Genomic DNA, 10,909 nt, shown 5'->3' on the forward strand with positions numbered 1-10,909 from the left:
AAAAGGGACTAAGTACGGTAGGGCATACCGAAACTAATACGCTTGGGGAGAGATTCCCTCTGGTTTGGTTGGATACGTCCTGCCAGATCAAGGAAACTCGATGAACCAAGAATCCCTCGCTTTTAGCGATGGGAGTGTCAAAATAAATCTTTCTTCATCGGGGTATTCATTGATTTAAGGTATATTTAGAGTAATTTACGGAACTCTTCAATAGTTAAACCAGCATCTTGAATTATCCCACCCATTGTAAAAGCTTTGATGGGGTTATTTCGAGGAATGGTTACTTGACGTATTCCATCACTCATCACGATATGTTTACTCTGACGTATTATGTTAAATCCCGCTTTTTCTAAAGCGCGTACTGCTTTAAGATGATTGATACCAGCAAGTTTAGGCATATCAAAACTTATTAGCAGTTACTTCAATTTCTCGTATTTCGACACCATGCAATCTATCTTTTAATGCTGCTAAATAATCCTCAATAGCATCTTGAATATTAAGGAATGCTTCTTCTTCTGTATCACCCTCAGACCAACAACCAGGTAAAGCAGGTACGCAAACGCTTATCCCTTCTTCAGACCGATAAATAGCAATTTGGTATTTCATTTTTTGTATATACAATATTTGCTTTTCTGCATCATCATAACATTAATATTATCACAATCGCAAAAACCCTAATAATTTCGTAAGAAAACCTCAAATGTCGCAGTTTGAAAAAACTCCGAAACACCTTATATGCTATAACTTACAAGTCGCAGCGAGAGAAACTTCATCATTAGGTAAATAATAGTCGTCCTTTTGGTTCAGGAATGATTCGTTCTACTTGTTGTGCAGTTTCAATCCATTCTTGAATAACAAGTTCAGCATTTTGTACAGCTTCTTGATAGGTTTCTCCATCTGCCATACATCCTGCTAATTCTGGAACTTCAACAATAAAAGCTCGATCTTCCTCACTTCAATAAATAATTAATTCATAGCGAATTTTCATCTTTGCCTCCTAATTTATATTTTAAAATTAGATTACGAATTTGTTTGACTTGATAAGTTGTGTAGGTTGGGTTGAACAGAGTGAAACCCAACAATTATAGGCTTTGTGTTGGGTTTCGTGCCTCAACCCAACCTACTACTACTACTGAACCAGAGAACAAAGAATCATCATAACATTATTGATCATCTGGCAAAGCTAAAATTTCATCCCCAATTAAATCAGATAAATTTTCGGTATGAACGTGCAAGTGAGTAATTGAGCCTATTAATTCTGCCAAAATATCCCCTTTTTGGTCATCAGTTAGGCTTGGTAATTTAAGCTGACTTAGTAAGAATAAAACCGCTTCGCATTCTTCACCTAATTCAGATAATAGAGTGGACAAGGTAGAGTTGACTTTCAAGGGTTTTTCAGTGTTTGAAATCATTGCTTATTTTCCTCTGTTTAATCGCTTTTCTGCTCTAGATAAACTTTTTTCTAAACCTTTAATTTCTCTTTCCCAGTAATTAATTAAGTTTTTATCGGGGGATTCTTTTTGTTTCTCATTGGCAATTTTTTGATGATGGTTCAGAATTTGATAACGAATGCTTTCAACAGATTTACGAAATTTCTTTTTTGACAAGTATTTACTCCTAACTTGCGCTGGTTAATATCTATCGTAATTATAAACCATAGATTATGTAGGGGAAAATGGCATTTACCCTCCTGGGGTGACGGTGACAGGTATCGAATCGCGGAACCCCTGATAACCTCGTGTTGAACCCCTGTAGGATCGGAGTTTGAAAAAACTGCGAAACGCTTTATATGCTACAATTCACAAGCCGCAACGCGAGAGATTGCGTCCGCTCCCATCCATCCCCCCTCAGGTGGCCGCCACGACGGCAGGTGTCCTTTGGGTGCTGATGATGGTGCGTTTGTACTCCATGTTAAATTGGAATAAGTTTTCCAGTCTCCGTTGACTCGCCAGCGCCAGCCTACTGCGTCCCCAAAACGTTGCCACACTTCATCATTATAGTCACCGATCTGGTTGCCTGTCTGCTTGTAGATAGCCAATTGTACAGAAAAGCCAAACTTTCCTCCTGAAGCATTTAACCATTCTCGATCGATCATCCGCAAATCCTCACAGGAAAACTTCTCGGCGGATTTGCTGTCTATCCATCCTTCTTTTTCTCGTTTAGCGGCCGCCCGCATTAAATCCCAGGTTTTTTGATCGGCTTCTTGCCATTTCTTCTGTTGTAGGAGTTCTCGTAGGGGGGTATAGTCCACGCCGGTGGTTGAGGAGATGAGGGTCGATCGTGGTTGGGTGGGTGGTGTTGGTTGTGGCGTGACCACGGGCGATGGGGTAACAGGGGGAGGACTGAACGGAGGAGGCGATACTACAACAGTTTGCTGTGGATTGAGATAAAACTCATCCCCTTCTAAATTCCCTTCTGTCCAAGGTTGTTGGACTGCGTTTGTTTTTTCCTTAACTGATGTGCTGACCCGCCGAAACATCAACTGCACATCTATATTAGGTTTCTTGATATTTTCCAGTAATGCCGACGTAAAGGGAGAATTGCGCTGTCCTACCCCATCTGCCGCCGTATTTCCTTCCCTCGTTGCGTAGGCAATAATAATGCCACTGGGAGGAGAAACAGCCGTCAATCCCCGAACATTGCTACCCCGACGACTCGATCGCCACCGCCGATAAAACGGATTATCCCGACAGGCATCAATAATAATAATATTGACCTGATTTCTCGCTTCTTCCATTGCATTCAGCACCTTACCCAATGCGACCGCCTCATAACGGGCATCTTTCTCATTCAGGAGTTGTGCCTTGAGGGGAATTAAATAATTTTCTCCCTGTACCTGTACCCCATGTCCTGCATAATAAAAAACACCCACGCCACCCTTACGCAATTGTCGGCTGAAATCGTTGATCGCATTTTCCATCGATCGCAAATCCTGATTTTGCAACAACTTCACCTCAAAACCCAACTCCCCTAACGCCTTGGCGATATCCGTTGCATCATTAACAGGGTTAGATAATGCGCCTTCCTCATAGTTCGCATTGCCAATCACCAAAGCCACTTTGGGTTGTTTTTGCGCCACTAATTGAGGATCGATCCCCTTCAATTGCCCTTGCAGAGATGGCGAGCTTAAACCCCCATCCTTCGCCAAAATGACGGTTTTGGGGGTCGTATTAGTAGCAAACCCCGCAAAAGCTATTACGGCTAAACCAGTAGCAACAGAGATAAGAGCGATCGGTTTCAGAGGCAACATAGAACAAACTCAGCGATTTTTAAACTCAATGGCAATTTACTCGATCTCTCCAATGTGAATCGTCATTTTTGCCGACGAGTTCAAGAGAATCTTTTTCACTCCGTGGGGTTTATTCTGGGTGTCTTCTAACAATCGTTCTCGCCCTTGAGGACTCATCGTGGCTAGAGCGATCGTCGCTTTTCTGGGAGAATTTCCTAGCTTCAAGGCCGGAATGGGCAAATCTGGCAATATTTTATTTCCTCGGAACTTAGTCGGCAGAGGCTTTCCTGTAATCCAGACATCACCCTCAAAAGCGATCGCCTTAACTTGTGTCAACGGAACCTTTTCCGAATAACCCTCAGCCGAAAGCGTCAAACTTGTTTGATTAAAAGCTGTTAATTGACCCGTCAGAGAAGCCCCCTGTTTCCTCGTCACCGTCGCCTTATCCGGCACCGCCACTTCTAAAACTGTTCCCTGACTCCGCGCGGAACCCTGCCACCCGGCCCAATGCCCCTCACTCGCCACCCCCAGCCACAGCAAAGCGAAAATACTCCCCTGCAAAATAGTCTTCTTCACCGGATTAACCCCTCTATATCCAGATAAATAAGAAATGATAGAATCCTAACACCTCTTTTCTCCGCTCACAACTAGGCTGTTTGTCATGGCTGAACCCCAGACCACCCCCGAATACAATCCCCTCGGCAAACTCCTCGGTGTGCTGGCTTTGTTAGCCGCCGGCCTGTACTTTACCGGATGGACTTATCGCTGGACTTACTTCAGTTTTTTTCAACTCGAAGTCACTACCCTTAACCTGCCAGGCGAATCCTTTTATCTTGCCGCCTTCCAAACCTTTTTCGGGGAACCCCTCGCCTTCCTGAGAACCATTCTCGTTTTGGGTGTGACAGTCTTAGCTATTCTCGTCACCCTGCACTGGGGCCAAAAATGGGGCAGTAAATACCTGCGAAGATTGCCCTTTACTTTCAATGAAGCCCAGACAAAGATTCTTAACTTTTTCGCCTCTCTGCTGAATGAGCTAATTATCGTCCTCTTTATCCTCACCGCCCTCTTTTGGCTGGCCCGTTGGCAAGCACAAGCGGATGCTTGGAAAGATGCCGTCAACGAAACCTCTTCACTGCCCGTCGTCACCCTTCTGATGTCCAAAAATGCCGCTTTAGGACGCAAACTCGATAACCCCCTCGATAACCCAACTGACTTGCGGATCATCGGCGATCGCAAAGCCTACGATCTCCTCCTCGGTCAAGAACTCACCGACCTGAGCAATTCTAACAAACCCAGAGTTTGGCGACTTCTCCTCAAACAAGACGGTTATGCCTATATTTTCCCCGCCTTACCGAAAAAAGATTCCCGGTTGACCATTCCCGTGGCGATCGTTTATGAAAAAGATAATGGTGTTCAGCTAACCATTCTCAATGCCTCCCCGTCTCCACGGTAAAATAGGCAATGCTCACCCTAGTCATGCAAGACGTAAAATTTCCCAGATTTTCGGATATTCTCGCTAACTACTTTTGTAGGTCTTCATTGGCCCGAAAAATCGCTTCTTGACCACCACTAGAGGTCACAAAACCCATAAAAGCTTTGACCGCTTCACTAGCAGGTTCTTTGTAAACGTAGTAAAGGGTACGCTGCCAGGGATAATTAGGTTCACTGGGTAAAATTCCCTCAATAGCGAGCGCCCTGACGGTTGTTTGGTTGGCAATTTGGCTATAGGTGGCGTAACTAATGCCATTCAGTCCCAAAACTCGCAAAATCGGGGTCGTTGCATCCCTCACCATCATTTGAAAATTAGTTCCTGTACCAAATTCTGCCCCTTGCAGCACTTCCTGACGAAAAATTTGATAAGTGCCACTAATGGGAGGACGATTAATCACTTGAATAGTAGCAGTAGAACCGCCCACCTCCGACCAAGAAGTGATTTTTCCGGTAAAAATATCTTTAACTTGGGCAGTGGTTAACCCTCCCGCAAAGGGGTTTTTTACTCCCACCACAATAGCGATCGCATCTCGAAAGATCGGACTAGAAGCCAGTCCCTGAGAGCGTTCCGACTCGGTTAAAGGTCGTGACACCGCCGCAATATCGATCGCCCCCCGGGCTACTTCCTCTAATCCGATATCAGATCCTTGAGCATTTGTCAAGACCTCTACCCCCTGAAATTTGGCAGTTAAAGCGGCTTTTAAGGCTTGATTAATCTGTACCATACTGGTAGCGCCGTTAATGCGAATTGTCGTGCCACTGGGAATAGAAGTCGGTGGGGCAAAACTGACCACTCCCTGGGGTGAGGGGGGAGGAGGTAAGGGAGAGGAGGTGCTTCCCGATGTTGGGGGTTTTTGCGGACTTTTGCCGCTGACACAGAGAAAGAATTCTTGACCTGCGGCACATTGACTTTGCAGCCAGAAGTAACCCCCACCTAAAATGCCCGCAGTGGATAAAAGAGCGATTATTAAAGCAGTTGTTTCGTTTTTTTGAGACATAATTATTCAGTGAGCGGTGATCAGTTAGGGGATTTGGGGAGATGGGGATTTGGGGAGATGGGGATTTGGGGAGATGGGGAGATTTCAGCTAAATTCCCCACCCCCCCACTACCCCAACACCTAACACCTAACACCCCACTACCTCACTACCCCATCATTTGCTGACATTAGGGGGTCGATCGCCTCCACATCGGTGATCAATGGAAGTTTCGATGATATTATCTTAGTGCATGGAAATCCACTCTTGATTTAGGACTGTATATCATGACCCACGCACCTATATCCCCAGTCGTGCTGGTTATCCTTGATGGTTGGGGTTATCGCCCGCAAAGGTCGGATAATGCGATCGCAATGGCGAAAACCCCGATTATGGATAGTCTCTGGGAAGTGTATCCCCACACCTTAATCCGCACCTCCGCTAAGGATGTAGGCCTACCAGAAGGACAGATGGGCAACTCGGAAGTTGGCCACCTGAATATCGGAGCGGGGCGAGTTGTACCACAAGAATTAGTACGAATTTCCGATGCGATCAAAGATGGTTCGATTCAACAAAATCAGGCTTTATTAAAACTCTGCGGGGAGATTCGCCCCAAAAAAAGCAAATTACACCTAATTGGTTTATGTTCTGAGGGGGGAGTCCATTCCCATCTCGCTCACTTACTGGGATTATTAGACTTAGCGAAAGTGCAAGGGATTAGCGATGTCTGCATTCATGTCATCACCGATGGTCGCGATACCAATGTCACCGACGGGATGCTCGCTATTAAACGGATTCAAGAACATATTAATAAAATCAGTCTCGGTCGCATGGTGACTCTCAGTGGGCGTTATTATGCCATGGATCGGGATCACCGTTGGGATCGGGTCGAAAAAGCTTATAACGTTATGACCAGTGATCAAGGTATTGACGGGCGATCGATCACGGAAGTATTACAGGCATTTTATGACCAAAATATTACCGATGAATTTATTCTCCCCACTAGGATTGCACCGGGGGCGATCGAAGCGGGCGATGGGGTGATATTCTATAATTTCCGTCCCGATCGAGCTAGACAGTTATGTTATGCCCTGACTATGCCCGATTTTGAAGATTTCGATCGAGATTTAATTTCTCCGCTTAGTTTTGTCACTTTCACCCAATACGATCCGAAATTACCGGTAGATGTGGCCTTTGCTCCCCAGAATTTAAATAATATCTTAGGAGAGGTGATCGCTCAACAGGGATTAAAACAATTTCGTTGTGCAGAAACCGAAAAATATCCCCACGTCACCTACTTTTTTAATGGGGGGTTAGAAAAACCCTTTGAGGGAGAAGTGCGCGAATTAATTCCTAGTCCGAAAGTCGCCACCTATGACCAAGCTCCGGCCATGTCGGCAGCCGCGGTGACAGCAGCGGTCTCTGCGGCGATCGAACAGGGGATCTATGGTCTCGTGGTAGTCAATTACGCTAACCCCGATATGGTGGGTCATACGGGCATTTTAGACGCGGCCATGAAAGCAGTGGAAACGGTGGATCTATGCTTGGCTAAGTTGTTAAGTAGCATCAATAAATTGGGGGGAACAGTGTTAATCACCGCGGACCACGGTAACGCTGAAACGATGGTGGATGAGTCGGGTAATCCTTGGACGGCCCACACGACTAATCCCGTTCCTTTAATTTTAATTGAAGGGGAAGGGAGAAAAATACCGGGCCACGGTGGCGATGTGCAGCTGCGGGATGATGGTCGTTTAGCCGATATTGCCCCCACTATCCTCGAAATTCTCCAAATTCCCGTCCCAGTAGAAATGACTGGGCGATCGCTGATTAAACCGGCCGAGGTGGAAATTAAAGCTAGTCGCACTCCCGTCCGAATCTCGCTTTAACAGGTAAAAAGTCAATAAAGGGGAATTTTATGCTGAAAACCATCGAAGGTGTTTATCGAGATGGACAAATACACCTAACCGAGTTACCCAATGATATTAGCGATCGCTCACAAGTGCTGGTGACTTTTCTCGATCAAATCGATCCTAGTAAGCTCAGACAACTGATGGAGTATTTAGAGAGCATCGAGGGGATTCAGCAAGGTTTCGAGGAGATCAACTCTGGTAAAACCCGTCCTCTTGCCGATTTTGCCCAAGAAATGGCCGAAAAATATGGTATTTCAGGTTGAAATTACCGCAACTGCCACGGCACAGATCGAAAAAGCCTATCGCTGGTATCGAGTTTATAATGCTGAGTTTGCTGACCGTTGGTTTCGAGGATTAATGAATGCTATTGCGACTCTGCAAGAGAAACCAACTCGTTGTGCTTTAGCGCTCGAACAGAGGATTTTTCTACCCAAAGAAGTCCGACAACTTTTTTATGGGAAAGGTAAAAATGTCTATCGAGTGCTTTTTACAATTAGAGATAGTACGGTTTATGTGTTATATGTTCGCCATAGCGCCCAAGCACCACTAACAGTTGAGGATATAGAGGATGAAGAGGACCCTAGTTGATAACTAATTCAAAGCTGACGGCTTGATAACTGCTATACTTTGTAATGGAAAATAGAGAGTAATGATCATGACAGTGGTGCTGGTAGTACAGATTATTTGGGCGCTGGCGGCGGCCTTTCTGGCGATTTTGGTGTTATTACACAGTCCCAAAGGGGATGGTATTGGCGGTATTGGCGGCCAATCACAGATTTTTACCAGCGCAAAAACAGCGGAAAAAACCTTAAATCAGGTGACTTGGGCGTTGGGGACGGTATTTATCACCCTAACTATTGTACTGAGCGCTGGCTGGTTAAATCGCTAAATGCTGAGAGGTTGGCTCTCTTTTCTAGGACTCGCAGCCTTGGCGAGTCTTTTGCTGTTTTCCTCTTCTTTGATCGCCGACAGTCGAGCGCTACCGGAGTTAAAAACCCATCCTTTACCCGCTAATTTAGCCCAATGGCAAGAGCAAAACCAACCCGGGGATTATTTTGATGCTGTGGAAATCAGTCCCGTGGGAGCGTTGATTTGGTCGCAATTTCCCGTGAAGATTTACGTTCAAAGCGATCGCAGTTCTTGGCTGAGTTTGGTACAACAGGCGATCGCTGAATGGGGGCAGTATTTGCCGATCGAGTTAGTAAATCGGGCAGAATTGGCCGATATCCTCATTAAACAGGAGTTACCGCCGTCGGGAGTCCGTTTTAATCCCGAAACCGGTAAGTTAGAACTGCCCCGGGTGCGTTCTGCCATAACACAATACGAGATTTTTGTCAAGGAAAATCGCTTAACTCATCGGATGAGTATCCAGATTAGTCCCAATTTAGCCGCTCAGTCGGCTTTAGCGGCAGTGCGTCACGAATTAGGTCACGCTTTGGGAATTTGGGGTCATAGTCCCCTAGAGACGGATGTGATGTATTTCGCTCAAACTAGAGATATTGCCCCGATTTCTAGCCGGGATATTAACACTTTAAAAAAGGTTTATCAGCAGCCAACTAAGTTAGGTTGGCAGATGGATAAGCTAGGGTATCTAATGCCTGAATAGGTAAATATTGCTCTTCAGTCGGTTCTGCTATTAAAAAGTATAAGTTATGGATATACTTAGTATAACTGACTAAGATCCAGAAGATTAACCATCGCTTAAACCTCTATTTCCTCTAGCCATGTTTTAATCGCACTGATTAACTTGGGTTGCTGGGGAGGGGTGTTGCTGACTCAAGCTATGAATGCCAACTGTGCATCCTATCCAAAAGTTAGTTTAGCTCTAGGTTTTAAAAACCCCACACAAGAAGATTCCTATTGCAAATCAGCAACCCCAATCTTTGCCACCCTCGACAACTAAGCCAATACTAGAAACATATTGTACGGGTTTGCCTAACATTAAGGGATCTATTTCTCCCCAATCGTAAGGTTCATAATCTTCTAAACGAGATAGTTCGCTATCTAACCAATCATCTCTAGGGGCTGTTTTTTCCGAGGGATTGGGCTGTTTCAGGGAGTCTAAGGGTTTAGTCATGGGGAAAAAATGTCCTATACACAAACATTTTACCCACTATTGACTAACTTTTTAGTTCATCTACACCTCTATTTCCTCTAGCCATGTCTAAATCACGCTGATTAAGTTGGATTGTTGGGGTTTGAAATATTTGTTTGAGTAATTGTTTCGCTTCTTCTCTTTCTTCGTCTGATAAATAATCTTTTCCTTTGACACTGGAAAGATAGCTTTTGCTATTGCCGACAGCTTGAATATAACGCTGTTTTCCCTGATTAAAAATCTCTGTAAATCTCTGATGTTGCTGCCTTTGAATTTCGTTAGGTTGATTCATTATAAGTATAAGTAAGTAGGTGTTAAAAGTTGTCAAACACCCCCCTTATCAAGGGGGGCAGGGGGGATCGACACCCCCCTTATGGACTTGCGCTTTGATAATGTACCTTTTGGGCGAACGCAGTTCGCCCCTACATTGTGGACAAAATCCGTTACTGTAGGGGCGCAAAGCTTGCGCCCTCCGATCGATTGGGATATTATTCCCACGCAAGTCCCTTATCAAGGTAGCAGGGGGGATCAGAGGTAAAATCTATATTCAATTTAATTATAACTACTTACTTAACCGACTAAGATGCAGCAATGTTCCTGACTCCATTGCTATCTGTTAACCTATAGATGGAATATTTTTAATCAGCTTATGAAAGTGGTGCGGCTGGCTTTGGTGTTAACTTTGGCATTGATGATCATGCCGCCGACAACAGTGGCACAAACACTGGAGCAGTTATGGCAACAGGGTGAAACCGCTCAATCGGAAAAAAAATACCCGGAAGCCGAAAGAATCTGGCGACAAATTATTCAGCTTGATCCTAACAGTGCTGTGGCTTTTAGCAATCTCTGCGCTGCGCTATTCCGTCAAAATAAGTTAGACGAAGCACCGATTTTCTGTCAAAAAGCCCTCGCTCTCGATCCAAAACTTCCAGAAACCTACAACAATCTCGGTATCGTGCTGAGGGCCCAGAAAAAACTGAAGGAAGCCGAGGAAATGTACCGTCGGGCGATCGCTCTTGATGATAAATATGTCTATGCCTACTACAATCTCGGTAACGTGCTGTCGGACCAGAAAAAACTGACAGAAGCCGAGGAAATGTACCGTCGGGCGCTCGCTCTTGATGATAAGTATGTCTATGCCTACTACAATCTCGGTAACGTGCTGTATGTCCAGAAAAAACTGACAGAAGCCGAGGAAATGTACCGTCG

General features: G+C 45.0%; 16 protein-coding genes and 1 pseudogene. 7 read left to right on the forward strand and 10 right to left on the reverse strand.

Annotated features, from left to right (window positions below):
* Positions 1 to 185: 185 nt before the first annotated feature.
* The 7 genes and pseudogenes from IM319_RS18415 to IM319_RS18445 form a co-directional block, all read right to left on the reverse strand.
* On the reverse strand, positions 186 to 398 hold the full coding sequence (locus IM319_RS18415; protein ID WP_158199315.1) for a type II toxin-antitoxin system HicA family toxin: 213 nt from the start codon (positions 396 to 398) through the stop codon (positions 186 to 188).
* 1 nt (position 399) lies between these two features.
* A complete protein-coding gene (locus tag IM319_RS18420; protein ID WP_158199314.1) occupies positions 400 to 606 on the reverse strand; it encodes a type II toxin-antitoxin system HicB family antitoxin in 207 nt (68 codons plus the stop codon).
* A 169-nt stretch (positions 607 to 775) separates the two neighbouring features.
* Positions 776 to 988, reverse strand: a pseudogene (locus IM319_RS18425) (type II toxin-antitoxin system HicB family antitoxin).
* Between the two features lie 175 nt (positions 989 to 1,163).
* Positions 1,164 to 1,412 (reverse strand): hypothetical protein, encoded by a 249-nt coding sequence (locus IM319_RS18430; RefSeq protein WP_287736520.1) that lies wholly within the window; start codon positions 1,410 to 1,412, stop codon positions 1,164 to 1,166.
* Between the two features lie 3 nt (positions 1,413 to 1,415).
* Positions 1,416 to 1,607, reverse strand: coding sequence for a hypothetical protein (locus tag IM319_RS18435; RefSeq protein WP_149107175.1), 192 nt, complete (start codon positions 1,605 to 1,607; stop codon positions 1,416 to 1,418).
* Positions 1,608 to 1,792: 185 nt separating this feature from the next.
* Complete coding sequence (locus IM319_RS18440) at positions 1,793 to 3,250, reverse strand: caspase family protein (RefSeq protein WP_287736521.1); 1,458 nt, start codon at positions 3,248 to 3,250, stop codon at positions 1,793 to 1,795.
* A gap of 36 nt (positions 3,251 to 3,286) precedes the next feature.
* Positions 3,287 to 3,805: a hypothetical protein gene (locus IM319_RS18445; RefSeq protein WP_287736522.1), complete on the reverse strand. Its 519-nt coding sequence runs from the start codon at positions 3,803 to 3,805 to the stop codon at positions 3,287 to 3,289.
* 85 nt (positions 3,806 to 3,890) lie between these two features.
* Between IM319_RS18445 and IM319_RS18450 the strand changes: the two genes are divergently transcribed.
* On the forward strand, positions 3,891 to 4,682 hold the full coding sequence (locus tag IM319_RS18450; RefSeq protein ID WP_287736523.1) for a hypothetical protein: 792 nt from the start codon (positions 3,891 to 3,893) through the stop codon (positions 4,680 to 4,682).
* 67 nt (positions 4,683 to 4,749) lie between these two features.
* Here IM319_RS18450 and IM319_RS18455 read toward each other — a convergent pair whose 3' ends face one another.
* The gene (locus tag IM319_RS18455; protein WP_287736524.1) at positions 4,750 to 5,718 is read right to left on the reverse strand and encodes a phosphate ABC transporter substrate-binding protein; all 969 of its coding nucleotides are present in this window, start codon (positions 5,716 to 5,718) and stop codon (positions 4,750 to 4,752) included.
* 264 nt (positions 5,719 to 5,982) lie between these two features.
* On the opposite strand from IM319_RS18455, the gene gpmI reads away from it, so the two are divergent.
* The 5 genes from gpmI (at position 5,983) to IM319_RS18480 (ending at position 9,211) form a co-directional block, all read left to right on the forward strand.
* A complete protein-coding gene (gene gpmI, locus IM319_RS18460) occupies positions 5,983 to 7,581 on the forward strand; it encodes a 2,3-bisphosphoglycerate-independent phosphoglycerate mutase (protein WP_287736525.1) in 1,599 nt (532 codons plus the stop codon).
* A gap of 29 nt (positions 7,582 to 7,610) precedes the next feature.
* Complete coding sequence (locus IM319_RS18465) at positions 7,611 to 7,868, forward strand: hypothetical protein (RefSeq protein ID WP_002736285.1); 258 nt, start codon at positions 7,611 to 7,613, stop codon at positions 7,866 to 7,868.
* Positions 7,852 to 8,193 carry a type II toxin-antitoxin system RelE/ParE family toxin gene (locus IM319_RS18470; protein WP_287676455.1) on the forward strand — a complete coding sequence of 114 codons (342 nt, stop codon included), beginning with the start codon at positions 7,852 to 7,854 and terminating at the stop codon, positions 8,191 to 8,193. Before IM319_RS18465 ends, IM319_RS18470 begins: the two co-directional genes overlap by 17 nt.
* Before the next feature lie 67 nt (positions 8,194 to 8,260).
* Entirely contained in the window at positions 8,261 to 8,494 is a 234-nt protein-coding gene (gene secG / locus IM319_RS18475; protein ID WP_002736485.1) for a preprotein translocase subunit SecG, read from the forward strand.
* Positions 8,495 to 9,211 carry a peptidase gene (locus IM319_RS18480; RefSeq protein ID WP_287736526.1) on the forward strand — a complete coding sequence of 239 codons (717 nt, stop codon included), beginning with the start codon at positions 8,495 to 8,497 and terminating at the stop codon, positions 9,209 to 9,211. It abuts the gene before it with no gap.
* A gap of 261 nt (positions 9,212 to 9,472) precedes the next feature.
* Here IM319_RS18480 and IM319_RS18485 read toward each other — a convergent pair whose 3' ends face one another.
* Both IM319_RS18485 and IM319_RS18490 read right to left on the reverse strand, forming a co-directional pair.
* Complete coding sequence (locus IM319_RS18485; protein WP_002761322.1) at positions 9,473 to 9,682, reverse strand: hypothetical protein; 210 nt, start codon at positions 9,680 to 9,682, stop codon at positions 9,473 to 9,475.
* A gap of 43 nt (positions 9,683 to 9,725) precedes the next feature.
* Positions 9,726 to 9,992, reverse strand: a complete 267-nt coding sequence (locus tag IM319_RS18490) for a hypothetical protein (RefSeq protein ID WP_287736527.1) — start codon at positions 9,990 to 9,992, stop codon at positions 9,726 to 9,728.
* Positions 9,993 to 10,349: 357 nt separating this feature from the next.
* On the opposite strand from IM319_RS18490, the gene IM319_RS18495 reads away from it, so the two are divergent.
* Positions 10,350 to 10,909, forward strand: a 560-nt coding sequence (locus tag IM319_RS18495; RefSeq protein ID WP_287736528.1) for a tetratricopeptide repeat protein, incomplete at its 3' end; no start/stop codon positions are given.

The sequence above is a fragment of the Microcystis sp. M113S1 genome, from assembly GCF_020246945.1.
Classification (GTDB): Bacteria; Cyanobacteriota; Cyanobacteriia; order Cyanobacteriales; family Microcystaceae; genus Microcystis.

Excerpts from the sequence above, each read along its gene's own strand:
- IM319_RS18415 (WP_158199315.1), bottom strand. The coding sequence starts at position 398 with ATGCCTAAACTTGCTGGTATCAATCATCTTAAAGCAGTACGCGCTTTA.
- IM319_RS18420 (WP_158199314.1), bottom strand. The coding sequence starts at position 606 with ATGAAATACCAAATTGCTATTTATCGGTCTGAAGAAGGGATAAGCGTT.
- IM319_RS18430 (WP_287736520.1), bottom strand. The coding sequence starts at position 1,412 with ATGATTTCAAACACTGAAAAACCCTTGAAAGTCAACTCTACCTTGTCC.
- IM319_RS18440 (WP_287736521.1), bottom strand. The coding sequence starts at position 3,250 with ATGTTGCCTCTGAAACCGATCGCTCTTATCTCTGTTGCTACTGGTTTA.
- IM319_RS18450 (WP_287736523.1), top strand. The coding sequence starts at position 3,891 with ATGGCTGAACCCCAGACCACCCCCGAATACAATCCCCTCGGCAAACTC.
- IM319_RS18455 (WP_287736524.1), bottom strand. The coding sequence starts at position 5,718 with ATGTCTCAAAAAAACGAAACAACTGCTTTAATAATCGCTCTTTTATCC.
- gpmI (WP_287736525.1), top strand. The coding sequence starts at position 5,983 with ATGACCCACGCACCTATATCCCCAGTCGTGCTGGTTATCCTTGATGGT.
- IM319_RS18465 (WP_002736285.1), top strand. The coding sequence starts at position 7,611 with ATGCTGAAAACCATCGAAGGTGTTTATCGAGATGGACAAATACACCTA.
- IM319_RS18470 (WP_287676455.1), top strand. The coding sequence starts at position 7,852 with ATGGTATTTCAGGTTGAAATTACCGCAACTGCCACGGCACAGATCGAA.
- secG (WP_002736485.1), top strand. The coding sequence starts at position 8,261 with ATGACAGTGGTGCTGGTAGTACAGATTATTTGGGCGCTGGCGGCGGCC.
- IM319_RS18480 (WP_287736526.1), top strand. The coding sequence starts at position 8,495 with ATGCTGAGAGGTTGGCTCTCTTTTCTAGGACTCGCAGCCTTGGCGAGT.
- IM319_RS18485 (WP_002761322.1), bottom strand. The coding sequence starts at position 9,682 with ATGACTAAACCCTTAGACTCCCTGAAACAGCCCAATCCCTCGGAAAAA.
- IM319_RS18490 (WP_287736527.1), bottom strand. The coding sequence starts at position 9,992 with ATGAATCAACCTAACGAAATTCAAAGGCAGCAACATCAGAGATTTACA.